The 25629-nt window shown below is 38.2% G+C and carries 24 protein-coding genes and 1 pseudogene; 10 read left to right on the top strand and 15 right to left on the bottom strand.

The annotated features are described in order from the left end of the window. Positions 1–244: 244 nt before the first annotated feature. The 6 genes from bioD to O1450_RS03565 all read right to left on the bottom strand — a co-directional run bounded on the left by bioD (position 245) and on the right by O1450_RS03565 (position 5543). Complete coding sequence (gene bioD, locus O1450_RS03590; RefSeq protein ID WP_269229725.1) at positions 245–889, bottom strand: dethiobiotin synthase; 645 nt, start codon at positions 887–889, stop codon at positions 245–247. Beyond that, positions 886–1695: a malonyl-ACP O-methyltransferase BioC gene (bioC, locus tag O1450_RS03585; RefSeq protein WP_269229724.1), complete on the bottom strand. Its 810-nt coding sequence runs from the start codon at positions 1693–1695 to the stop codon at positions 886–888. The genes bioD and bioC overlap by 4 nt, the downstream gene beginning before the upstream one ends. Further along, complete coding sequence (locus O1450_RS03580) at positions 1686–2840, bottom strand: 8-amino-7-oxononanoate synthase (RefSeq protein WP_269229723.1); 1155 nt, start codon at positions 2838–2840, stop codon at positions 1686–1688. The genes bioC and O1450_RS03580 overlap by 10 nt, the downstream gene beginning before the upstream one ends. Then, positions 2827–4137, bottom strand: a complete 1311-nt coding sequence (gene bioA / locus O1450_RS03575) for an adenosylmethionine--8-amino-7-oxononanoate transaminase (RefSeq protein ID WP_269229722.1) — start codon at positions 4135–4137, stop codon at positions 2827–2829. Before bioA ends, O1450_RS03580 begins: the two co-directional genes overlap by 14 nt. Before the next feature lie 311 nt (positions 4138–4448). Beyond that, positions 4449–5171: a hydrolase gene (locus tag O1450_RS03570; RefSeq protein ID WP_442865389.1), complete on the bottom strand. Its 723-nt coding sequence runs from the start codon at positions 5169–5171 to the stop codon at positions 4449–4451. Positions 5172–5213: 42 nt separating this feature from the next. After that, positions 5214–5543 (bottom strand): DUF6176 family protein, encoded by a 330-nt coding sequence (locus O1450_RS03565; protein ID WP_269229721.1) that lies wholly within the window; start codon positions 5541–5543, stop codon positions 5214–5216. Between the two features lie 132 nt (positions 5544–5675). Between O1450_RS03565 and O1450_RS03560 the strand changes: the two genes are divergently transcribed. Continuing rightward, positions 5676–6254, top strand: coding sequence for a peroxiredoxin (locus tag O1450_RS03560; protein WP_269230407.1), 579 nt, complete (start codon positions 5676–5678; stop codon positions 6252–6254). 52 nt (positions 6255–6306) lie between these two features. Here the strand turns inward: O1450_RS03560 and ftn are convergent, their stop codons facing one another. Next, entirely contained in the window at positions 6307–6771 is a 465-nt protein-coding gene (gene ftn / locus O1450_RS03555; RefSeq protein ID WP_005056633.1) for a heteropolymeric bacterioferritin subunit Ftn, read from the bottom strand. A 353-nt stretch (positions 6772–7124) separates the two neighbouring features. Between ftn and O1450_RS03550 the strand changes: the two genes are divergently transcribed. After that, a complete protein-coding gene (locus O1450_RS03550; protein ID WP_269229720.1) occupies positions 7125–8180 on the top strand; it encodes an SDR family oxidoreductase in 1056 nt (351 codons plus the stop codon). A gap of 61 nt (positions 8181–8241) precedes the next feature. Here the strand turns inward: O1450_RS03550 and O1450_RS03545 are convergent, their stop codons facing one another. The 5 genes from O1450_RS03545 to O1450_RS03525 form a co-directional block, all read right to left on the bottom strand. Next, a complete protein-coding gene (locus O1450_RS03545) occupies positions 8242–8760 on the bottom strand; it encodes a DUF6155 family protein (RefSeq protein WP_269229719.1) in 519 nt (172 codons plus the stop codon). Next, the gene (gene ligA, locus O1450_RS03540) at positions 8757–10790 is read right to left on the bottom strand and encodes an NAD-dependent DNA ligase LigA (protein ID WP_269229718.1); all 2034 of its coding nucleotides are present in this window, start codon (positions 10788–10790) and stop codon (positions 8757–8759) included. Before ligA ends, O1450_RS03545 begins: the two co-directional genes overlap by 4 nt. Before the next feature lie 72 nt (positions 10791–10862). Then, positions 10863–11849, bottom strand: a complete 987-nt coding sequence (locus O1450_RS03535) for a cell division protein ZipA C-terminal FtsZ-binding domain-containing protein (RefSeq protein ID WP_269229717.1) — start codon at positions 11847–11849, stop codon at positions 10863–10865. A gap of 1 nt (position 11850) precedes the next feature. Next, on the bottom strand, positions 11851–15360 hold the full coding sequence (gene smc / locus O1450_RS03530) for a chromosome segregation protein SMC (RefSeq protein WP_269229716.1): 3510 nt from the start codon (positions 15358–15360) through the stop codon (positions 11851–11853). A 10-nt stretch (positions 15361–15370) separates the two neighbouring features. Further along, positions 15371–16066: a GntR family transcriptional regulator gene (locus tag O1450_RS03525; protein ID WP_269229715.1), complete on the bottom strand. Its 696-nt coding sequence runs from the start codon at positions 16064–16066 to the stop codon at positions 15371–15373. Positions 16067–16582: 516 nt separating this feature from the next. Here O1450_RS03525 and O1450_RS03520 point away from each other — a divergent pair. From O1450_RS03520 to O1450_RS03500, 5 genes are all read left to right on the top strand, one after another. Further along, on the top strand, positions 16583–16942 hold the full coding sequence (locus tag O1450_RS03520) for a roadblock/LC7 domain-containing protein (RefSeq protein ID WP_269229714.1): 360 nt from the start codon (positions 16583–16585) through the stop codon (positions 16940–16942). A gap of 115 nt (positions 16943–17057) precedes the next feature. Further along, positions 17058–18086 (top strand): IS701 family transposase, encoded by a 1029-nt coding sequence (locus tag O1450_RS03515; RefSeq protein ID WP_269230406.1) that lies wholly within the window; start codon positions 17058–17060, stop codon positions 18084–18086. Between the two features lie 47 nt (positions 18087–18133). Then, entirely contained in the window at positions 18134–19105 is a 972-nt protein-coding gene (locus tag O1450_RS03510) for a hypothetical protein (protein ID WP_269230405.1), read from the top strand. Positions 19106–19114: 9 nt separating this feature from the next. Then, on the top strand, positions 19115–19657 hold the full coding sequence (locus tag O1450_RS03505; RefSeq protein ID WP_269229713.1) for a GTP-binding protein: 543 nt from the start codon (positions 19115–19117) through the stop codon (positions 19655–19657). A gap of 14 nt (positions 19658–19671) precedes the next feature. Continuing rightward, on the top strand, positions 19672–20094 hold the full coding sequence (locus O1450_RS03500; RefSeq protein WP_269229712.1) for a roadblock/LC7 domain-containing protein: 423 nt from the start codon (positions 19672–19674) through the stop codon (positions 20092–20094). A gap of 81 nt (positions 20095–20175) precedes the next feature. Here O1450_RS03500 and O1450_RS03495 read toward each other — a convergent pair whose 3' ends face one another. After that, complete coding sequence (locus tag O1450_RS03495) at positions 20176–20979, bottom strand: sulfite exporter TauE/SafE family protein (protein ID WP_269229711.1); 804 nt, start codon at positions 20977–20979, stop codon at positions 20176–20178. Between the two features lie 29 nt (positions 20980–21008). Between O1450_RS03495 and O1450_RS03490 the strand changes: the two genes are divergently transcribed. Beyond that, positions 21009–21761 (top strand): biotin--[acetyl-CoA-carboxylase] ligase, encoded by a 753-nt coding sequence (locus O1450_RS03490; protein WP_269229710.1) that lies wholly within the window; start codon positions 21009–21011, stop codon positions 21759–21761. A gap of 14 nt (positions 21762–21775) precedes the next feature. After that, positions 21776–22519: a pantothenate kinase gene (locus O1450_RS03485; RefSeq protein ID WP_269229709.1), complete on the top strand. Its 744-nt coding sequence runs from the start codon at positions 21776–21778 to the stop codon at positions 22517–22519. A 5-nt stretch (positions 22520–22524) separates the two neighbouring features. Here the strand turns inward: O1450_RS03485 and O1450_RS03480 are convergent. Continuing rightward, positions 22525–23077 (bottom strand): annotated as a pseudogene (locus tag O1450_RS03480) (RBBP9/YdeN family alpha/beta hydrolase). A 157-nt stretch (positions 23078–23234) separates the two neighbouring features. After that, the gene (gene ffh / locus O1450_RS03475) at positions 23235–24641 is read right to left on the bottom strand and encodes a signal recognition particle protein (protein WP_004663664.1); all 1407 of its coding nucleotides are present in this window, start codon (positions 24639–24641) and stop codon (positions 23235–23237) included. A 147-nt stretch (positions 24642–24788) separates the two neighbouring features. Here ffh and O1450_RS03470 point away from each other — a divergent pair, with 147 nt between their 5' ends. Next, entirely contained in the window at positions 24789–25598 is an 810-nt protein-coding gene (locus O1450_RS03470) for a cytochrome C assembly family protein (protein WP_046740082.1), read from the top strand. The last annotated feature ends 31 nt before the right edge of the window (positions 25599–25629 follow it).

Raw genomic sequence — 25629 nt, 5'->3', positions numbered from 1 at the left:
TACTCGGAAACGTCATCCACAACCTGCGTGAATTTTGCAATATATTGTTTCTGCGAAATAATAAAAACAAAACCCAAAAGAGAACAGGTTTTGTGGATGACAATGCCTTTGCCTACTTTGGGCGAAACCAAAATAGGGCGAACCGCAGGTTTAACCTAAATTTGGCTTTAACGGAGTATGACTCCGTTAAAGAAGCTAGACAATTATTTCAATAAGTTAGTATTTATTCTAAGCAAAATTTAAGTTAATTAAACTTTTCCAATTCAATCCATTGAGCATCAGGAAAATGCTTTGCCAAATAAGCCTTTAAATAATCCGCTGTATCTTTAGAAATAAGTGGATCTTTCGATTCATCTTTTAAGTTATATACCAAAGCATGCAAACTCAAACCACGCTGCTTTAATGCCTCTAAACTCAATAAAGTATGATTAATACTGCCCAAACGTCCTGAAGTCACCAAAATCACAGGAAATTGATGCTGAGCGATATAATCAATGGTCAACAATTCTGTGGTTAAAGGCACCATCAATCCACCAGCACCCTCCAATAGCACCACCTCAAATCGCTGCGCCAATTCTTTGGTCGCTGCTTCGATCTTGGCAAAATCCAGATCACGTCCATCCAAACGTGTGGCTAAATGCGGTGAGGCAGGATAAGTAAAAATCTCAGGCATGGTCAGCTTTTCATGATCTTCCTGAAACCAACCCATTCCCATAATTTCACGGTGTTTTTCAATATCTTCCGAGATATCTACATTGCCAGTTTGTACCAACTTCTGAGTAATGACACGCTGTCCCTGTTCGGTCCAAAGTTTGGCGAGATAACCTGTGGCATAAGTTTTACCAATTTCAGTATCAATACCACTGACAAAATAAATTGCTGCACTCATGCTGCTCTCCGCGCGATCACATAAATCGGATGATAAGTCAGGCGAAAACCCTGCTCATCATAAAACTGTTGATAATCTGAATAAAATTGCTGCAAGGATTGTTTCGTCCAGCGATGCGATTTCGATGTTGCTGTTACACCTGTCGCTTTTAGATGATGCAGAACTAATTTAGGATCATCAAAATATAGATGTTTTTGCTCTTCTTGTATAAACACAATCTCAAAGCCACTCTCTTCAAGTTTCTGTTTCAATACTTCACTGGAATAATAATTTAAACCTTGTCCTGTCAGTTGCTTGATTTCAATTAAATTGTTTTCACCAAATGTAGAGAAACCCAAATAGCCTTTCGGTTTTAAAGCATCATAAATTCGTTGTAATAATGCAGGTAGATCAGTCATCCATTGCAAAGCGGAACTCGAAATCACCGCATCTAATCCAGATGGTAATTTAAGCTGCTCAATATCACCGATCAACCAATCAACCTTAGGTCTCCCCTTAATAAAAGGGTGAGAAGTATCACTTCGCAAGTGAGGGGATTTAAAATTTGAAAAATGCTGATCTACATCCTCATAAAGATCATTTAAAAATAATTGATCAAACTGAAAATGAGTATGAAATAAATGCGTTAAATTGCCTGAACCGCAACCGATTTCAAGTACGGATGGCAAAGACTGTGGACAATATTGTTTAAGATATTCAAATAACTGTGCACTAATCTGTTTCTGTACCACAGCATGCTCGACATAGCTTTGCCCTGCTTTGGCAAAACGTTGGGCAACCAGTGCTTTATTGATGCTCACAAACACTCCACCAATTGTTCCAATTCGTTTTTTCGCACCAAAGAAGTTAAAGAAATACGCAAGCGTGAACTATTTTGTGGCACTGTTGGTGGGCGTACTGGCATAGCATAAAAACCTTGTTGTTGTATATAGCGTGCTTTTTCAATGGCCGCTTGGCTTTCACCCAAGATAATTGGAATGATATGACTGCTCGATGGGCTTGAAAAACCTTTTGCAATTACCGCTTGCTGTAAAAAATGACTGATCTCAGCTAAGTGCTGACGCTGTTGCTGCATGCTCAATACTTTATTAAAAATAAAATCTGACCATGCCATCGAGATTGGAGGCAAAGCTGTACTAAAAATAAGTGGACGCATTTTATTGATCAGATAGTCACGGATGATTGAATCACAAATGACGTAGCCGCCCACAGAAGCAATCGCTTTGCCAAAAGTCCCAACAAGGAAATCAATCTGATCCAATACGCCATATTGCTCAGCACAGCCTAGACCTTGCTCCCCCCTAACCCCAATCGCATGTGCTTCATCGACATACAACATGGTTTTGACATAACGTTGTTTTAACTGCGCCAATGCAGCTAAATCCGTCTCGTCACCATCCATACTAAAAATACTTTCAGTCACCACAATGACACGTTCAATTTGCTCATCTTGATGATACTTTTGCAATAACTGTTCCAAATGCTGCAAATCATTATGACGATAACGCACATATTGAGCATTCGATAGACGAATACCATCAATCATACTGGCATGAACTAGTTTATCCGCCAAAATCACGGTTTTGCTATCACATAAAGCAGGCAAAATACCGATATTCATGTGGTAGCCACTATTGAAAAGTAAAGCGGCACGACCAAAGGCTATGCTTAGGCTATTTTCAAATTGCTCATATTCTGCAAAATTGCCTGTGAGTAATCTTGATGATGATGAACTAAATAATGCCCGTTCAATTTTCAACGTATCAAGAAATTCTTCTCTTAAATTTAAATCAGCGGCTAAGCCTAAATAATCATTGGATGCCAGATTCAACATGCTTCGATCTTGAATGGTGATCCATCGTCCCTGCTGTTGATTTGACGTAAATTGGCGGAAATTACCTTGCAGTTTAAAGTGGTCAAGCTGCTCAGCATAATGATCAAGCAAGGACATTGCTATGCGCTCCTTGCATATTTTTTACCACTTCACTCATCTGTGCCAATAAATAATGGAGTTCATCATCGCTAATCACATACGGCGGCATTACATAGACCAATTTCCCAAATGGCCGCACCCAAATGCCACGCTCCACAAACTGTTGCTGTAAGGTTTTCATATCAACATTAGTGATTAACTCCACCACGCCAATCGCCCCTAAAACCCGTACATCCGCAACGTGGTCAAGTTGGGCTAAATCGGTTAATTGTTCAGTCAGAATCTTTTCAATCCGTTGAATATTGGCTTGCCAATCCTGTTCCACCAACAGTTGAGTACTTCTTAACGCAACTGCACAAGCCAATGGATTTGCCATAAAAGTCGGGCCATGCATAAACACACCTGCTTCACCACGACTAATGGTTTCAGCCACTTGCTTAGTCGTTAAAGTCGCAGACAGTGTCATATAACCGCCTGTTAAGCCCTTACCAATACACATGATATCTGGCTCTACTTGGGCATGTTCCCATGCAAACATTTTGCCTGTACGTCCAAAACCCGTGGCAATCTCATCAAAGATCAACAACAAATTGTACTGCTCACATAACGCCTTGGCCTGACGTAAATATTCAGGATGATAAAAACGCATTCCGCCTGCACCCTGTACAATCGGCTCTATAATCAGTGCAGCAATGCTGTGATGATGCTGTTCAATCTGCTGTTTGAGTTGCTGAATATCTTGTGGGTCCCATTCTGCATCAAAGCGACTTTGTGGCGCGGGTACAAAAATTCGATTCGGTAAACTTGTACCAAAAATTTGATGCATTCCTGTGACTGGATCACAGACAGACATCGCATTCCATGTATCGCCATGATAACCAGAACGCGTGGTAATAAAATTAGTTTTCTCAGGTTGATTCAGTGCAGCCCCCTTCTTTGAAGACCAGTACTGAACTGCCATTTTTAAGGCCACTTCTACAGCAACTGAACCTGAATCTGCATAGAAAATTTTATCTAAACTCGGCGGCGTAATTTTTAATAGTAATTTGCCTAATTCAATTGCAGGGTCATGGGTCAGACCGCCAAACATAATATGCGCCATGTTCTGCAATTGGTCTGAAACCGCTTGGTTCAGTTCAGGATGGTTATAACCATGAATCGCACACCACCATGACGACATGCCATCCACTAAAGTTCGGCCATCTTCTAACTCAATCGTTGCACCATAGGCACGTTTGACTTTAAAAGTTGGCAGTGGATTTAACATCGAAGTATAGGGATGCCATATATGTTCTAAATCAAATAGGTCAGTCATCCTATACCTCTATAAATCCAATATTTAACAATGTACTGCATGGTGTTATTCCGAGTACTCATCCAATTTCAGGATAAGCCTTCAGCTGGACTTACTTTTCAAAGATGAAAAGTAAGCAAAAATCTTTTGTTAGGCTGATGGCACGTCCTTGATGCCACAGCCTAACGGCGACATCCATGTCGCCTCCACGATAGCGAATACTCAAAGTAAATTTCAACAATGATAAAAACATTCAATAAGTTTCAATCGCTCTTAATCTTAAACTTGTCAAAATCTAAAATATATTGCGAGAACTTTCATTTCAAGCCAGATTAAGCGGTCTTTTTAAGACAATCTTCAATTATTTGCACAGTCTGCTCAACCATAAAGCATGGAAAGCCATGTGAAGAGCCTTCAATCGAAACAATAGATAAATTCTTTGCAGCTAAATCTTGAATATTCTGTGCAATTTGGTAAGGAACTAAAGCATCATGCTCTGCAAAGACATGCAACTGTCTACCTTGATATTTTTTACATATATCAACCAAATTTAACTGCTTTAACAATTCTAAACCTTGCTTCAATAACGCAATTGGTTGAGGAAGAATCAATTTTTGCATAGCTAAGAAATCTTTTTTTGCTGAACTAGCACCTTGACAGACTAACAAACCAAAACGCTTTAAAGTCGTAATTGCATCATGTTCAAATGACTGTTTAAACTGCATAAAAGTTTCTACTGGCATGGCTGTCGTCCAATCATCTTGCGCGACAAAACATGGATTCGAAGCCAAAGTGATTAACAGCTTCTGCTTAGCATATTGTTTTTCTATTTGATTAACCAATAAGGTTGCCAACTGACCACCAAGCGACCACCCGACAATTACATCATATTTAACCGCAAGTTCAACATGCTGTTGCAAAACTTCATTATCGAGAGCATTAAAAATATTAATCCGCTCAACGAGATATCCCTTTTGTTCTAAAGCATCATGTAAAGGTTTTAATAATTCAGCACCACCACCCCAGCCAGTGATGAGTAGAATCTTATAGGTCACACGCTTGTCCAGTTTTTCAAACTTAAAGCCAGTATACTCTGATTAGCTCTCGTCATTATTTTCCAAATCTACCAAAAGCTTTGCTGGAATAACGCACTCCCAATTTTGTTTAAATTGCTTATGAACCTTATCTATATCAAAAGAGCTGTTCCGTGCAATTTGCTGAGCATATGCAATATCATTTGCACGCATATAAGCAAGTAGATAATGATTTCCATCTAGTTCCAATTGAAACCAAGATTCAACTTTTACTCCTTCTGCTTGAAGTGTTTGAATCGCTTCTGCTTTACGTTGTTCAATTTCTTGCTGCCAAGCATCGACATTTGCTAGCGTGTCTTGCTTCAATTTAATTAACACTGCACCGACATCCACTCTATTTTCCTTTTAGTTATACTGCATTTAAATTCAACTATATAAAACAATCAAAAGCCCTGTAAAGAATTTACTCACACATCAAATTTTTAAATTTGCTAAAGTAAGTGTCTACCACACTTTGAGATCAAGATAATGGCTACGATAAAATCCAAAGTTCTTATTCTATGTAGTTCTCTTATTTTACTTAGCTCACCAAGTTTAAGTAGCGCACAAAACACCTTATTTTCTAAGCAAGATAGCGCAAAAAAAGAATGGGTGGGACAGTCTGCGCCAGATTTCAAACTTCAAGATCAAAGTGGCAAATGGCACACTTTGAACCAATATAAAGGCAAATGGATTGTACTTTATTTCTACCCTAAAGATGACACTGCGGGATGTACTCAAGAAGCGAATCAATTTAAATCACTTTATCCTCAATTCTTAAAGTCGAATGCAGTAGTTTTAGGTGTTAGCTTAGATGATGTTGCATCACACCAAAAATTTTCACAAAAGCTCGGTTTACCGTTCCCAATTTTGGCAGATGAAAAAGGCGAACTTGCTGGAAAATTTGGCATTGTTAGAAACCTCGGGATTACAAAAATTGCTAAACGTGAGAGTTTCTTGATTAATCCTCAAGGTGCAATTATGTATCACTACACGAGTGTGAATACGCAAACGCATGCTGATCAAGTATTAAAAGATTTAAAAGATGCTCAAATTAAAAAATAGTGCTTAAACAAAAAAACTCAGCATCTGCTGAGTTTTTCTAATTCACAAAAACTTAAATTTGCGATTGAATATAGTTTTGCAAACCAATTAATTCAATTAAACGCAATTGTTTTTCTAACCAATAGGTATGATCTTCTTCTGTGTCAGAAAGCTGCTGACGCAACATATCACGGCTAATATAATCGCCTTTTTCTTCACACAATTTAATACCTGTCGCAAGTTTCTCACGAACATGATATTCAAGTGCTAAATCAGCTTTTAAACAACTTACAACATCCGTACCCACATTGATGTCTTCACGATTCATATTAGGTTGAGCACCCAAAAATAAAACACGGCGAATGATTGAATCAGCATGTGAAGCTTCTTCTTGCATTTCATGATCAATACGCTCGTAAATTTTACTTAAGCCCCAATCTTCATACATTCTTGAATGAATTAAATATTGATCACGAGCAGCCAATTCACCGCCAATGAGCATATTTAAATAGTCGATGACTTCTGGATTGCCACGCATAATACTTACTCCCTATCGAATAAGTCTATTATGGTGAAATTAGACAGCAATTGCAAAAATATTATGTGTAAGTTTATGATTTTTATCAAATTAAAATGAGAAACATACGCATTTACAGTTCTAATTAGCTTAATTTATCCAAGTAAAATAAGCCTTTGCATAAGATTCAAAAACCATCTAAAGCATAATTTTAGGAAAAATCTGTTGTTTGAATTTTTGTAACGATTCGCAATGCTTCTTATTCAGTTCGGCTTTTAAGCATAAATTATAAAAAAATGACTGTTCAGCCGTTGTTTGTTTGAGCAAAATTCGTTAAATAACATCAATCACAAAAACATTATGCGGAAATAACAATGGACAAAAGTAAACCAATATTAGTCACTGGCGCAACAGGTTATATTGCTGGCTGGATTATCGAACGACTGCTCAATCAAGGCTATAACGTTCATGCAACAGTTCGGGACCCATCAAAGAAAAATAAAATTCAGCATTTATATGATATTGCAGAAAAGTCATCTGGAAAAATTCAATTTTTCAAAGCAGATTTACTCGAAGCACATTCTTTTGATGAATCCATGCAAGGATGTGAAGTCGTCATTCATACAGCATCACCTTTTGTTGTCACTAACTATAAAGATGCGGTTAAAGACATTATTGAACCTGCAGTCAAAGGTACAGAGAATGTCTTAGATAGTGTAAATCGTACAGAATCAGTGAAACGTGTGGTTTTAACCTCAAGTATTGCGTCAACTTATGGTGATGCAGTTGAAATTCAAAACACAGCAAATAATGAATTTGATGAGAACCATTGGAATAACACCAGTAGTGAAACCCATCAACCTTATCCATATTCAAAAGTTGCTGCTGAACGCAAAGCTTGGGAAATGGCCGAGCAACAAAATCGTTGGAGTCTTGTCTGTATCAACCCTGCACTGGTGATGGGACCATCACTCACTGATGCAAGTCAATCTGGCAGTATCGAAGTTTTACAACAGTTCGGGAATGGCACAACATTATTTGGTGTACCGCCAATGTGGAATGGAATCGTAGATGTCCGTGATGTTGCAGATGCACATGTTGCTGCGGCACTCAATCCTAAAGCGCAAGGTCGCTATATCATTTGTGGCGGAACATTAAGTTTGCTCGAAATGGGCAAAGCCTTAACGCAAAAATTCGGTTATAGATACCCATTCCCACATTTCACTGTACCTAAAACAGCATTCTCTTTAGTTGCACCCGTATTTGGTCATTCACGCCAATTTGTCAAACTGAATATGGGTTATCCAATCTACTTTAATTCACAGCGTAGTGTGAATGAGTTAGGTATTCACTATCGAGATATCCGTGGCAGTGTTTGCGAACATTTCCAGCAATTACTCGATGATGGCATTGTGAAAAAATATATTTAACAATAAAAAGCCTATTCAACCACATCGGTTTGAATAGGCTTGTTTCTTATACTTTTAAGTATTAATCATCAAAATAATCACTATAAGTTTCACATAGTCCATCATGAAACCCCCAGCCAATGCCATCTGTATCGTGACAAATTTTTGTTGCTCTTTGTTGAAATTGACTTTCTACATTGAGCTGCTTCATCCATTTCATTGCCTGAGCAAACATTGACTCCATGCTATTATAAAATGGCTCATTAATATCGCCATACATGTTGGTAAATTTTACTCCAGTTTCAACATAATAGATTGCAAGATCAACTAGATGTATATTTAATCCATTGAGCTTTTTAAAGTCCATAACCGCTTTTCGTGCGACAGATAACCTTGCATCACCAAATCCATGTTTGGGCAAAAATTCATCTTGAATTATTTTTTTATATTTAGAAAGTACGTCATTTGCCCCCTCTGCACTTATCTGTGAATCATAAAAATCTCTGACTACTGAAAACTGTTGATATAGTTTAACAATTTCTTGAAGCAATTCTTTTTCAGGTTTTGTGGCCAGATGGGCTTTAAATGCTTTAATACTCATTCAACACCTCCGTACTGCGCCAAGAAATCTAAAAACTCTTGTTCATTCATCACTCGAATTTCTAATTTTTGTGCTTTATCCAATTTGCTTCCTGCTTTTTCACCCGCAACGACACATTTGGTTTTACTGGACACACTACCACTGACTCGCGCACCTAAAGCTTGTAACTTTTGTGTCGCCTCATCACGTCCCATGGTTTCCAGTGTGCCTGTGACCACCCAACTCTCACCATTCAAGGGTTGACGTGTTGGTGCAGTTGGTGCATCCCAATGAATCCCCGCTGCCAATAAACGATCGAGTACTTCAATGTTATGCGGTGCTTGGAAAAAATCTGCAATCCACTCCGCTGTAATATCACCGACATCAGGCGTTTTCTTAAGTGCTTCAACATCGGCAGCTTTCAAAACATCCAAAGTTTGGAAGGTATTGGCTAACATACGTGCCGTGGTTTCACCTACACCACGAATACCTAAGCCATAAATAAAACGTGCCAAAGTCGTTTTCTTACTCGCTTCGATGGCATCAATCAGGTTTTGAACGGATTTTTCACCCATTTTCTCGATAGTCAATAAGGTGTCACGATGCTCATGCAAATGATAAATATCGGCAACATCTTTGAGTAAATCGAGATGTAATAACGACTCTACCCAACGATCTCCCAAACCTTCAATATCCAAGGCTTTACGGGATACAAAGTGACGAATCGCCTCAATACGTTGTGCCGCACAATATAAGCCACCCGAACAACGTGCTAGTGCTTCACCTTCTGGCATAACAACAGGCGATTCACATACAGGGCAATTCGTCGGAAGATGTACCATCTCCGCATCAGTAGGTCTAAATTCAGCCCAAACTTTTTCAACTTTCGGAATCACATCACCCGTACGGTACACACTGACCGTATCGCCAACGCGTACGTCTAAACGATGAATTTCACCAATATTATGTAGAGTCACATTGGAAACAGTTACACCTCCCACAAAGACGGGTGCTAAACGTGCAACTGGGGTAAGTGTTCCAGTACGTCCGACTTGCCAATCAATATTTTCAACTTTGGTCAAGGCAGCTTGTGCAGGGAATTTATAAGCGGTTGCCCAACGCGGTTCACGACTCAAAAAACCCAATTGTTGTTGTTGTTTCAGATCATCGACCTTCACCACCATGCCATCAATTTCAACTTTTAAATCTGGACGTTCTTGTTGAATTTGTTCATAACGTTGTTGTACTTCTTCAATCGAAGCACACAAGAATTGACGCTCAGCGATTTCAAAACCAAATTTGGTTAACCAATGTAAACTATCATGCATCGTTGCGAGACCATGACTAGGCTCACACTGAGCAATACCGTAAGCATAGAATGCCAATGGACGTGACGCAGCAATATTTGGGTCAAGCTGTCTTAAACTTCCTGCCGCGGCATTACGTGGATTCGCAAAGGTCTTATCACCTTTCGCTTCCTGATCGGCATTGAGTTTTTCAAAGCCTTGCTTCGGCATCAACACTTCACCGCGGACTTCTAAAAATTGTGGAATCGCTTGATGCTGACCCGATAGAACTTTTGGCAAGTTACGAATGGTTTTAACATTTTGGGTAATGTCTTCACCTGTCTCACCATCACCACGAGTGACACCACGAACCAGTACACCATTTTCATACCAAAGTGAAATCGCCAAACCGTCAAGCTTGAGTTCAACTTCATATTGAACTTTTTGGTTCGGTAAACGCTCATCAATACGGCGAGCAAAAGCAAATAGATCATCTTGATTAAAGACATTTCCCAATGACAGCATGGGAACAGCATGGGTCACGCTTTCAAACTTTGATAGGGCTTGACCACCAACCTTATTGGTCGGCGTATCTGTCTGAATCAAATCAGGATATTGTTGTTCTAATGCTTTAAGCTGATGAAATAAATGGTCATATTCACTATCAGAAATGGATGGCTCATCCATCACATAGTAAGCATGGTTATGTTTTGCAATCAGTTGAATTAACTGACGCATTTGCTCAATAACTGAGTTGTGTTCCATTTAAATTTCACCATATAAAAGGGCGGAAAAACCGCCCTATAATTTTTTACTGAATTTATTATAAAAGATTCATTAGACGGTTGCTTGATTTGGACGGTAATCAATCACATGATGACGCCAATGTTCTTTCAATTGTGGCGTAAATTCTAAATTATTTTCATCATAGACTTTGCCATCGACTTCACGCGCAATTAAGCCTGCAATACTGGTCATCATGTCATAGCCAGTCACAGCTTTGCTATTTGGCAGTGCAAGGAAGAATGCTAAACCTTGTACTTGCTCACCAGATAAACTTTCTAAATCAAAGCCAGCAGGACCATTGTCCGTCATTCGCAATACAGAGAACATCAATGTGCTTGGCTCTTCTGTATTTTCATAACGGTGGAAACACGACATTTCACCAAAGCAGAGACCATATTTCAGCAATACTTTTAATGCTTTATCGCCCGACAACGCACGGCGTGGATTTGGAAAAACATTCAGCGCAATAATCTGCTCAGCTGTTGCTAATGCACTTTCATCATCATAACGTTGCTGTTCATGTAAATGCACATCCAAGATATTACTCTCACCATCAAATTCTTCAATTTCAACAGTTGCAATATTTGGATTTAAACTCAGTTCTGGCTCAACTTTCGTTTCATCAGCTTTATCTAACAAGTCTTCATCATCAGATACCTCCACTACTCGTGGTTGATCTTCTGATCGTTCAATGCTTGTATTGATTTCAGTATGAATGACAGGCTCAGCCGCAACTTTTACCGTTTCTTCAGCTTTCTCTTCTGCAACAGTTTGTACTGGTGCTGCTTGAATATCTACTTGAATAGTTTCTGCTTTAAAACTTGGTTCAACCCGTTCAGTTGTTGAGATTACAGTGTCTTTTTGTAGAAGCTGCTCTCGTACATTACGCGGGATCACAGGCTGATTGCTGTCAGAATTAATATGTAAATCAGCGTCTAATGATGGCTCAACTGTTTTTGGTTTTCTCAAAACCATTGCTAACCCAACGAGCATAATCACAACGGCGATAACAATGCCTATTATTGTATTCATTTCCATACTAGGACTCCGAAACTAACCCGTATTCTTTTGCCTGTTCTAAATCGACAGTCACTAATTTTGATGTGCCCGGCTCTGGCATGGTCACTCCCAGTAAATCAGTTGCCATTGTCATCGCCAATTTATTATGTGTAATGTAAATGAATTGCACTTGTTCAGAAAGCTCTTTTACCAAATTACAATACCGCTGTACGTTGGCATCATCAAGTGGTGCATCAACTTCATCTAATACACAGAAAGGTGCAGGATTCAACCTAAAGATCGCAAATACCAATGCCAAAGCAGTTAAAGTCTTTTCACCACCTGAAAGTAGTGCCAAAGAACTATTACGTTTGCCAGGTGGACGTGCCATCAATTTCACCCCAGACTGCCAATCATCCTCAAGACTTAAGGTCGCTTCACCGCCACCAAATACCTTTGGAAACAACACTTGCAGCTCTTGATTGACCTGATCAAAGGTGGTCATAAATAATTTACGTGTTTCTTGATCAATACTTTTCATCGCATCTTTGAGCTGATCAACCGTATTTTGTAGATCTTGCATCTGATGACTCAGCTCATCAAAACGCTGTGACACGTCTGCATATTCTTGTGAAGCTGCCAAGTTTACCGCACCAATTTTATCAAATTGTTGCAATGCTCTTTCTAATTTTTGTTGATGATCTTTTATTTCAATCGAGAGATCAGATAAGGCATCGGCATTGAGTTCTTTGAGCTGTTCCAGATAATGCTCACGATCTGATTTAGCAGCTTGCCAAGCCAAACGCTTTTGCTCTAACTGCTCACGCACCTGCTCATCTTTTTGCTGTGCTTGATGACGTTGTTCTGTCAATTGCTGCTGTTTCTCTTGGACTTGATTCAGTTCAAGTTGCCACTCATTCCAATTTTTTTGCAGCTTTTCTGTTTGCTGAAATTGCTCTTGGAATTGCGACTCTAAGTTCGGTAATTCAAGCTGAATCGGATCAACAAACTTTTTCGCTTGCTCAATCTGTTCAATGATTTGTCGATATTGGGTTTTCAGAAATGAAATATCTTTTTCGAGCAACTCAATTTGTTGATTGGCTTGCGAGGTCTGGCGGCGCAAAGCTTCACGTTGCTGCTGCTGTTGCGTCAACTGCTGTTGTTGCTCATCCAACTGTTCATTCAGATTTTCGACCTGAAACTGTAAAGTCTTATAATTCGGTAATACTGCTTCTAATTTGAGTGCAAGTGCATGTAAATCAATTTCCAAATCATCACGCTGCATGGCATCTTCTTCAAGTTGCACATCGAGCTGTTTAAGTTGATCTGCTAATTGTATCTGCTGTAATACAAATGCCTGTGCCGTACTTTGTAGTTTGGCAATTTGTACATCAAGCTGTTGCTGCTCTTTCTGTTTTTGTTTCAGACTTTGCTGCTGTTGCTGTAAGTTGTGCTGTTGCTGTTGCAGCCCTTGCTGCTGTTGTGAAAAGTGATTTTCCAACTCAAGCAATTGTGCTTGCTTCTCCGCAAGCTGCTGTTCAATTTCTTCTAAACGGACTTGATGGCTAAGCATCCCCTGCGCAGTTTGGCTATCTTCATCATAATGCAGACCAATCACCCAATCGGCACCGACATGATAACCATCCAGCGTTAAAATGGATTGTGCTTGCTGGAGATCCAATTGATATCGCAAAGCTGTGGTTAAATCTTCTGCAACGGCAACATTTGACCAGAGTGAAGATTGCGGGGCTTCGATCCAATCACTTAAATAATCATTAAATCCACCCCAGCCCTCCTTTATAAAAGGAGGGAGTTCCCCTCTTTTTAAAAGAGGTGAGGAGCGATTATAGCTCTGCAAGGGAGATTCTGTTTTTAACTGTCGAGCCACACCTTCCTGAAATGACTGTTCACCATCCAGTAAATGCGCTTGCAACCACTTGGCCAAGAACTTCTCAATAATGTTTGCATGCGCTTTAGCTTGAGCAGTTAAACGTAGGCTTTGCATCAATCGAGCTGCATTTTGATCATGCTTCGGGCTCTGCTTCGCCACCAATTGATTTAAATTCTTTTGTTCAGCCAATAAAACCTGAATCTCAGTTTTCAAGTTCTGTACATCGGCCTTCTGCAACTGTTGTTGATCTTGCTGTGTCTGAACACCCTGCTGTAATTGCTCAATCGCGGTTTCTAACGCAATTATTTCCTGTTGCAGTTGCTGCTGTAATTGTTCTAACTGCGCCTGTTCATCATCCTGAACCTGAGCACGAATCTGAGTGCTTTGCGTTTGCAAAGTCTGCTTTTGCTGCTCAATCCGCAGAACATTCTTACCCAATTGCTCAATTTGTGCAGCCATCTGCAACTTTTTTTGTTGTTGCTGATCGACTTGAGTTTTCAGTTGTTCAAATTGCTGCTGTGCTTGCTTATGTTGGGCTTGAACATCGCTAAAATTTTGCTCAGCAGTTTGCGTTTGCTGCTCTAAGGCAAGTAAGCTTTCGTTTTGCTCATCAAATTGAGTTGTTAAAGTTTCGACCTGTAATTCGGATAGTTGCAAACGCTCTTTGGTTTGTAATTTTTGCTGTTCAAGTTGAACCAAACTACTGCTGTTTTGCTGGAATAAACTCTGTTTTTGTTCCAAAGTCATTTTTAATTCAGACAACTTTTTCTCGGCCTGTTGCCATTCATGCTGCAAAGGTGAAGATTGCTGAATTAAGCGTTGGAATAAAGCACTGGTGGCTTCAAGATCGTGTTCAATGGTCTGTGACTCAGAACGAACCAACTTAAAGTTTTCACCCAGCGCCGTCATTTCAACCGTATATTCTTGTTGTAACTTTTGACTTTGATTGGCTTGAAACGAAAGAATCTCAATTTTTAATGTACGGATCTGCCCTTCTAAAGTCTTGTATTGAATCGCGGCTTCAGACTGACGTTTTAATGTTCTGAGTTGTGATTTTAGTTCAGCCGCAATATCGTCTAAACGTGCCAAATTCTGTTCAGTATGTTCTAAGTGCTGTAAGGTTTCACGACGACGTGCTTGATAACGAGATACCCCTGCGGCTTCCTCAATAAACACGCGCATTTCTTCAGGCTTGGCATCGACTAAACGGTTAATCATACCCTGTTCAATCACCGCATAAGAACGAGGCCCTAGACCTGTACCCAAGAAAATATCGGTAATATCACGACGGCGACAACGCGTGCCATTTAAGAAATATTCAGACTTACCTTCACGCGTCACTTGGCGACGGACTGCCAGTTCGCTATAGGCATTATAAGCCCCGCCTAATTTGCCATAAGTATTATCAAAACGCAGTTCGACACTTGCAACACCGACAGGTTTACGCTTGACTGTCCCTGTAAAGATGACATCCTGCATGCTGCCACCACGTAATTGGCGTGCATTGGACTCGCCCATCACCCAACGAATTGCATCAATGACATTCGACTTACCACAACCGTTTGGACCCACTACTGCGGTACGGTTTGCCTTAAAATTTAATGTGGTACTATCGGCAAAAGATTTAAAGCCTGAAAGTTTTAAACTGCTTAAACGCATACTGCCCTAACTAGCGGCGTGAGCGTCTAGCCCAAGCCAATTCAATCTGTTTCATACGTGTCAGAGATTCCAACACAAGGTTGCGCAAGTGTCGACAAAAATCTTCCATAAATAAAGCAGCTTGTTGTGATTTTCGGATCAAAATAGCATCAATCACCAGTTTAAACAGGGTAAATGATTCTTGCAGCTCACGACGTGAAGTATTCAAGGTTAAAAAATAGCTACGACGTAACGAAGGCAAAAGTTCTTTATAGAATTGCATAAGATAGGGATTTGCCACCATATCATGCTGTTCTGCTAAGTATTTAAAGATCGCATCGTAAAATTTTTCGATATCCCCTGTACGAACAAACTCAACCAATTGATCCAATAGAGCCTGTAACTGTTCAGCCTCATTCGCACGCCAAGTTTCACTAATCCGTTGCACGATATGCCCAAGTACCATGACATTGGTGTCAAATAATGCTTTGACTTGCTGAGCTGACATTTCAGAAACAATCGCACCACGGCGTGGAAAAATCTCAATCAGATAAGTACGTTCTAGCAATAACAACGCTTCACGGACAGAACCACGACTAACATCTAATTCCTTCGCAATGCGCAATTCTTGAATACGTTCTCCCTCAACCAGCTCACCACTAATAATTTGTTCACTAATATATTTTGCAATCTGTTCAGAAAGACTATCAGCCTCTTCGAGATTCATAATCCCCTCGCTCTCATTGTTATACGCATGTTCCAATGCTATTTGCGCTTTTTGTTTTAACTGATCTTACCTCATAAATTCTATATCATTGTCTAACAATTTTATTGCTTTTTAAGCCAACTCAGATAAAAAACTAAAAATTTTGCTGAAATTTAAGACAGGTGACTAATTTTTTACGCTCAGACCATCATCCTCAAACTTGATAAAAAATACTACAAAAGTGTACTTTTAAAATAGTCTCTAGTTAAGACTCGATTAAAAAACAGCCATATAATATCAATAAAATTCACTTATTTTTCAATAAAAATCACAAAACAAAATCATAAAACCGATGCAAAATACCAAAATAAGTCTCAGAAATAAAAAATTATGCAAAATAAAACACATATTAAACCCAACTAATATAATCAGGTATTATTTAAGTGCATAAAAAATGATGTAATTATCCATTTTTTATAAGAAAAACTATCTATAATTGCATTTCCAATCCTTTAAACATTAGAGAAGAGATAAAGAATGGCTAAAATTTCATTAGACGGTTTAACAAGTATTGACGGTTTTGTTGCAGCAGCATTAGTAGATACGGAAAGTGGTTTAGCCTTAGCCACCCAAGGTGGGGGAACTCTTGATTTAGAGCTTGCTGCTGCGGGTAATACCGAAGTTATTCGTGCAAAACGTCGTGTTGCAAACTCATTAAAACTTAATGACGACATTGAAGATATTCTTATCACTTTAGGTAAAGCGTATCATTTAATCCGTCCTTTAGAGAGTAACGGAAATTTATTTCTTTACCTTGTACTAGACCGTACTAAATCTAACTTAGCAATGGCACGCCATGAATTAAGAACTTTTGAGAAAGAATTAGATTTTTCTTAATCGTTATGCTCTTTATATATTTTAAATATATAAAGAGCATCTATTTATTTAATCCAATATAGGACTTACGCATTGACAGTATAAAAAAATGATAAATAAGCTGTATAACATCAAAGTGATCAGACAAACTAAACATGCTTCAACAGCTCAATGTAATTTACCCATCTATATGGGATTTCTTATGACAGAACCACATTCTATAAGTTGTACGCAACTTGCAGATACCTATCAAATCTCTCACGACAGTGTGAATCGTTTCTTGGAGCGTGAAAATTACGGCCCACAAGATTTATATCACGAAGCTATGCAATACATTGATAATAATAAACTTATTGTCAGTGTGGATGATACCGTATTAGATAAACCTTATAGTCAACATATGGATTTAGTTGGTTTTTTCTGGTCTGGTAAACATCATCGTTCAGTGAAAGGTATCAATCTCATTACACTGTATGCGACAGATTTGCAGGGTAAAAATGTGCCGATCAATTTTAGGCTCTATGATAAATCTGAAAATAAGACTAAAAATGACTACTTTCTAGACATGTTGAATGATGTTCTTCAATGGGGCGCAGACATTTCTTATGTCACAGGCGATAGTTGGTATGCTTCAACTTCAAATCTAAAAACCATAAGAAATCATGGTATTCGATTTATGTTTGGTATCGACAGTAATCGAAAGGTATCCCTTGAAAAAGGGAATTGGCATCAGATTAGGCAACTACCTGCATTTGAAAATGGTCAAACAGTGTGGCTCAAAGACTTTGGATTTGTACAATTATTTAAGACTCAGCTCAAAGAACAGCAGAGGTTTTATATTGTTTATGATCCTAATGAGTATTTAACATTAGATCGGTTTCAAGATTTACATGCAAGTCATTGGAAGATTGAGCAATATCACCGAGTCATTAAACAGGTATGTCATATTGAAAAATTTCAGGTTAGGCGAATGAAGCTCATTCACAATCATATTTTTGCATCATTAATGGCTTATGTGCAGGTACAACAAATACAATGGAATGATATTTTTATGAATATTTATCAGTGGCAGAAGAGTTTATTTAGACCAATCATCAAGAGCTTCATTGATGGTTTTATTTTAGACAAGAATTATCTGCTGCCACAAAAGTTGGAAAATTTATAGTGCGTAAGTCCTACAATATTTTAAAAGATTTGAGTGATAGTAATAGTATGAGTGCGCATTGCATCAATATCGCAATTTCTGGCATATCGTCAAAGGCTTCAGATGAGCTAAAAATCGAGCTTAGGCAAATAATACCTAATCATTTTGATATCAACTGGGTGAATATTTCAAACAAAAATATAGACTTACTACTAATACATGCGAAATTTTTTGATACTCAAGGTATTCAACAACTTATAAAAGAAAGAAAATTTTTATTCTTAAAAATATCAAATGAATATAGAGCTGTTTCAAGCATATTAGAAAATAACACTTTATTTCCTCCTTTTCAAGAATCAAAAACATTACAAAAATGGATTCAATCTCATTTATTAAACTATATATCGAATAAAGAACCATCAGATGAAACTTCTAATACTCTCCCTCAAAAAAGTGATATTAGCAATACAATCTCTTTAGATAGTATGCTGAAACTAAAAAATACATACCTACATCTATTTGATAATCACGGTACATTAGCAATTATTGATACATTCCAAGAGGTTGTATGGCTTGAACCAACTCGATTACAAATCAAAACGAATAATAGTTTTAATTATGAACTCGCAAAAACTGAGCACTTTACATTCGTTTCTAAAAAAACTGAATACAACTTAAAAGACTGGATTTGGAATCTTTTTTGGTATTCTACTGAATATCAAGGCTTGATAATAGACGAGAATGATTACTATAAAATTGACTATTGGCCACAGCCTAGCCAAAATTTAGATCAAAAAATGATTTTGCAACTTTCAGCCTGTTTTATACAAGGTGCTCAGTTATCACAAGTTATGAGACGATTAAAACTTCCTATTAAAACCGTTCAACAGTTTATATCTGCTTGTATTATTTCAAACAACGGTAAAATTATATCGGCAGCAGAAAGCCGTTATCAATATAATGATATGCCTATTGCTACAGAGCAACAAGGTTTCTTAAATAAATTCTTCGGTAAAATGAGAAGCCGATTTGGGCTTTAGGATAATTTTATGATTCTTCAACAATACAAAATTGTTTTTGCAGGAAGTATGGGTGCAGGGAAAACAGAAGCGATAAAATCTCTTTCTGAAATTCCAGTACTTGCTACTGAAGCATTTAATACGGATTCTAAAACACATAACAAAATGCAGACAACAGTAGGCATTGATTATGGTGAGATCACTCTAGATGATGGTGCTAAAATTGGTTTATATGGAACACCAGGTCAGGCAAGATTTGATTTCATTTGGCCATTGATTTGTAAAGGTGCTCTTGGCGTGATCATATTAGTTGATCATAATAATGAAACACCTCTTGAAGAATTAGAATCCTATTTAAATACATTCAAGAGTTATAATAAAAATATTTCTATTGGTATTACGCATATTGATGAGAATAAAAATCGCCCTACAACCATTTACCGTGATTGGCTTATTAAAAACAAATATGACTATCCTTTATTTTGTATTGATGCACGTGAAAAAGAGCATATTTTACTAATGATTGAATCATTGGTTGCAAACCTAGAAGTTAATTTTAAAGCTATGAGCTAATTGAGATCATTTATATGTTTAATCTTCCACAAATTGACCAACGTACAGCCTCGAAAGAATTAGTGCAGATCGCAAAAATTCAAGCGAATGATATTTTAATGAGTATTCGAGGGGTTGATTACGTTATGTTATGTTCAACCGATGGGTTTGAACTAGCATCTGTTCACAAAAAAGACAATTACAATAGTGCTAAACTTGCAGCAGTAAGTAGCTCTATTCTCGCAATGGTTGGTGCATTTCTAAATGAAATTCAATTAAATGGTTGCCAAAATATTACTTTTGATGCCGAAAATGGTAAAGCTATTTTAACTTCTATCCCTGCACCACATCATCCAATGGTTATGGTCACATTGAGTAGTAAAGATGTACTTCTAGGGCAATTACTTTACAGCTTAAAACAAGCAAGTACTGCAATTGTTAAAGCAGATACTCCTTAACCTGAAACTAAATTTAATGAATTATAAAACAAGGATGTATAAGAATAACATCGTGATTATTTAGCTAAACCAAATAGAACATTAAGTCACTAGGCCTTTATAAATAAAATAACAGCCCACGACAACAAGTAGTCCAGCAAAACATTTTTTCAACATCGCTGCTGATAAACGATGAGCCACTTTTGCCCCGAACTTGGCTGTGATAAAGCTCATCGTACTAATACCAAGAAAAGCATAAATATGCACATAGCCAATAGTATTCGGTACATCAATGTGTTCTCTAGCACCAAACCACATAAACCCAATTGCACCTGCTACCGCAATAGGTAAACCACATGCAGCAGAAGTTGCCACTGCCTTCTGCATGACCACACCGTGACGATTTAAAAATGGTACGGTCAAACTACCACCGCCAATCCCAAAAATCGCAGAAGCAACACCAATTCCCCCACCCGCTGCAAACTGTAATATTGCCGATGGTAAATGACGATTTGGGTCAATCACTGCATGCGCTCCCCTAAACATCTTGTATGCCATCCAAACTGCAAAAACACCAATAAGCAATTGCAAATGTTGCCCCGACATCAGATCAGCTACGCCTGCACCTAAAAATGAGCCTAAAACCAATCCAGGTGCTAAATTACGAAAGACCTGCCAAAGCACTGCTCCCTTTTTATGATGTGCAGTGACTGAGCTAATTGAAGTCACAATAATCGTGGCTAAAGACGTTCCCACTGCAATATGCATAATGACATTAGGGTCATAATTCATTTGAGTAAAGACAATATATAAAATCGGTACAATAATTAAACCACCACCAACCCCAAATAACCCCGCAGTAAATCCAGCAATTGCGCCAATCAGCAAATATATGATTAACTCCATAAACACATGACCACTCTATTTATAAAACAATGGAAGATTTAGCAACTCGCCAGCTTCAGCAATTACTCAATGCAAAGAATCAATTTCCTGAAATCGTCTTGCTCAAAACCACGACAACATCGACCAATGATGATATGCGTGAAATTGCGCAAAAAGGCATTAGCTCAGGATTAGTTTGCAGTGCACAGCAAACACAAGGTCGAGGTCAACATCAACGACAATGGGCATCTCCTGAAGGAAATATTTATTTAAGTACACTGATTCACACTAAGACTGCCTTAGATGGTCGCCTTGCACTGGAAGTTGCTTTAAATATTCTGCAAATGCCGAGCTTGCAAGGTTTAAGCCTACAAGTCAAATGGCCCAATGATTTATATAGTCCACAAGGTAAATGGGGTGGAATTTTGGTTGAGCCACTTTCAGCACATCATGCGATTGTTGGGGTAGGCATTAACTTAAACACGCCCCCTGTAGAGAATGCGGATCAGCCAATTACCTCTCTGGCGATGCTCGGTTTAGCTCATACTGATCGTTTAATGCTGATTGCTGAGCTCTACACTGCGATTCAACAGGCTTCTCAGTGGTTTGAACATGGCAGTTATAATTTAGCTGAACGCTTTAACCATCATGCAATATGGCTCAATCAACACGTTGAATTTGAACATGCCCAAGGTAAAATTCAGGGATACTTTCAAGGCATCTCCAATGATGGTGCTGTACTCATTAAAACCGATCATGTTCAACCCTTCTATCAAGGCCGTTTACGCCTCGCACCAATTTAAGGAATGATCATTTTATGAAAAGTCTATGGTTGGATATCGGTAATACCCGTTTAAAATATTGGATTACCGAAAATGATCAAGTGCTTGAGCATGCTGCAGAATTACATTTACAGTCACCTGCCGATTTACTGTTAGGTTTAATTCAACATTTTAGGCATCAAAATTTAAGTCAGGTTGGGATTTCATCTGTTTTAGACACAGAAAATAATCAACGTATTCAAATGATCCTCGATATTTTGGAAATTCCAATTATCTTCGCTCAGGTACATGCTAATTATGCAGGGCTTCGTTGTGGTTATGATGTTCCAAGTCAACTCGGGATTGATCGTTGGTTACAAGTCTTAGCAATTTCAAAACCTCATCAAAACTTTTGTGTGATTGGCTGTGGTACAGCGCTGACCATCGATTTAGTAGAAGGGTTACAACATTTAGGCGGTTATATTCTGCCAAATTTATATTTGCAACGAGATTCACTCATTCAAAATACCAAAGGTATTAAAATTCCTGACTCTGCATTCGATAATTTGAAACCAGGACACAACACCGTTGATGCTGTACATCACGGTATCTTGCTAGGTCTAATTAGTACCATTGATCAAATCATGCAACAATCACCTAAACACCTGATTTTAACAGGTGGAGATGCTGATATATTCGCCAAATTTCTGCAACATCATCGGCCGTTGATTGAATCTGATCTCTTACTTAAAGGACTAAAAAATTACGTTCAACTTAAGTCAGCATTAACCAATGTTTGAAGTATCTAGAACAACTGAGGAAACATCGTATATCCATCTTCAGTACGAAAATGCCCTGCCTGAACAGCTTCAATCAGTTGGGCATTCAGTAAATTTGAAAATTTAAAGGTCAAAGGCACTGGGACAATAGGATCATTCGTAGAAAAGAAAACGAGGTGTCTTTTAACATTGGCTCGGATTACGGCGCTCGTAAAATTTGAATGCTGAATAAATTCATCATATTCAGGAAATTTAGCTATAGGTTCATTAGAAGCAGCAATAAATAAGCATGCTTTCAACTGAGTTTGTTACAGACGCTTTGCTAGAAAGTGAACCACGGCAATACCAGACAATCCATGAGCAACAACAATACTCTGTTCATTTAAATCTTGTAGTTGTGTTTCTAAACAAGTTTGCCAAATTTTCAGCTTCTGGGTGATTCGAGTCGGCAAGAAATATACGTTCAGCGGCAATTCCTTCAGATTTTAATTGTTGTTCTAACCATAAATACCAATACTGTTCTGGATTTGCATTTTCACAATGTAGTATAAATACCTTACCGTTCGAATTATGTAACATATACAAAAATTTATAAATATAAAACAAATACTTAAAATTATTTTACCCCTTATTCGTTTATTTTCATATTGATTTTCTGTATTAAATTGATACTTAGATGCACAAGTGAGATTTAACAAAAAAGGCGCAATTTGCGCCTTTTTTAAGTAGCTTTAGGTTATTTCTTTGGTTCATTACTACCAAATAAAGGTCCCATGTTACCGCCACCAAATTGTTTTTGCATATTACCTAATGACTTCAACATTTTGCTCATTCCTGACGGATTCGCAAATTTCTTCATCATTTTCGCCATTTGAGCTTGTTGCTTAATTAATTTATTCACTTCAGCAACATCCATACCACAACCCGCAGCAATACGTTTTTTACGGCTTGGATTCATCAAATCTGGGTTACGGCGTTCTTTAATGGTCATCGATTGAATAATCGCTTCCATTTTTTTCACTTGCTTTTCAGGATTTGCTTGTGCAATCGCATCTTGAATACCAGAGTTACTCATGCCAGGCAACTTATCCAAGAAGCCCATCATCCCGCCCATCTTGCTCATTTGCTCAAATTGCATCAGCATATCTTCAAAGTTGAAGGTTCCGCCTTTCTGCAATTTCTTCGCCATTTTTTCGGCTTTTTCTTTGTCGATTTTGCGTTCAACTTCTTCGACTAAAGAAAGTACGTCACCCATACCCAAGATACGTTGTGCAACACGATCTGGATGGAATGGCTCAAGTGCATCTAGTTTTTCACCGATACCCAAGAACTTGATCGGTTTACCTGTAATCGCACGAACAGAAAGCGCAGCACCACCACGTGCATCACCATCAGTTTTAGTGAGAATAACACCAGTCAAAGCCAGAGCATCGTTAAACGCTTTTGCTGTATTAGCAGCATCCTGACCCGTCATTGCATCGACAACAAACAGAGTCTCTGTTGGCTTAACTGCAGCATGTAATTCTTTAATCTCATCCATCATGTCTTCATCGACATGCAGACGTCCTGCGGTATCGACAATTAAAACATCAGCAAACTGGATTTTAGCTTGTTCAATCGCACGATTAACAATATCAATTGGCTTTTCAGATGCTTCTGATGGAATGAAACCCACGCCAACTTCATTCGATACTGTTTCTAACTGCTTGATTGCGGCTGGACGATAAACGTCAGCAGAAACTGTCATTACTTTTTTCTTTTGGCGCTCTTTCAGAAAACGCGCTAATTTTGCGGCAGTTGTTGTTTTACCCGCACCTTGCAAACCTGCAAGTAAAACCACGACAGGTGGCTTTGCACTTAAATCTAGAGTCTCATTTGCCTCACCCATCATTTTGGTGAGTTCATCATAGACAATTTTTACAAATGCCTGACCTGGAGAAAGCTGAGTCATGACTTCTTGACCGAGAGCTTCTTCCTTAACCTTCGCGATAAATTCACGAGTTACAGGTAATGCCACATCGGCTTCAAGAAGTGCCATACGTACTTCACGTAAGGTATCTTTAATATTGTCTTCGGTCAGCTGCCCTGAGCCAGTAACATTTCTTAAACTCTGTGTGAGTCGTTCTGTTAAGGTATCAAACATTGCGAAATCCGCTTAAAATGGCTAGTTGCAAAAAAATCTTTCTTAAAATAGAAAATTTATGCGTAAGATGCTATAGGATACTGTAGTTCGAAGCGAATTTACATCTTATATAGTGAATATTATTCAACCCCCTGAAAAAGGTTTGACATGATCAGTCTCCCCTTGGTTTACACAATTTTGGCACTTGTAGCTTATACCAGTTCTTTTTGGTATTTGTTTATACGTTTGATGTCAAAACGTACTCCAAATCTTTGGTGTTATTCGATTATGATTGGTCTAGGGCTACTACTGCATAGTACTGTGCTCTATCAAGATATGATGACACCAATTGGCGTGAATTATGATGTATTTAACCTGATGTCATTCACTTCGGGGCTGATGCTAGCACTCAGTTTAATTTTAAGTTTAATTCGACCAATCTTGCCATTAAATTTAATTGGCACTCCTGTTGCCGCAATTGGTTTAATTTTAGGATATGCTTTTAGTCAACCAAACCAAGTCATTGAACAACATAGCTTAGGTTTAGATCTTCATATCATCCTCTCTTTATCAGCTTATGCTGTTTTACTAATGGCAACTATTCATTCCGTATTGCTTTGGTTTCAAGATAGAGAACTTAAGAAGAAACAAAAAAGACGAATTTGGGTTAACTTACTTCCACCATTCCAAGTGATGGAATCGGTACTCTTTGATTTAATTATCACAGGTTTTGGCTTACTCACTGCTGCACTTCTCTTTGGCTTTTTTACAATTGATAACTTCTTTGCTCAACATCTTGCTCATAAAACCGCTTTTAGTATTATTTCATGGTTTTTATATGGTGCGCTTTTAATTGGCCATTACAAATTCGGTTGGCGCGGACGCAAAGCAATTCGCTTTACCATTACAGGTTTTATCTTACTTGCAATTGGTTTTATCGGTAGTAAGTTTGTTTTAGAAATGATTCTGGGACGTTGAACAACACCACTTAGCCATTTGAGGAATAACT

The organism is Acinetobacter sp. TR11 (genome assembly GCF_027105035.1).
Taxonomy (GTDB): domain Bacteria; phylum Pseudomonadota; class Gammaproteobacteria; order Pseudomonadales; family Moraxellaceae; genus Acinetobacter.
Note: the sequence above shows the minus strand (reverse complement) of the source record. Positions and strands in the feature narration are given on the sequence as shown.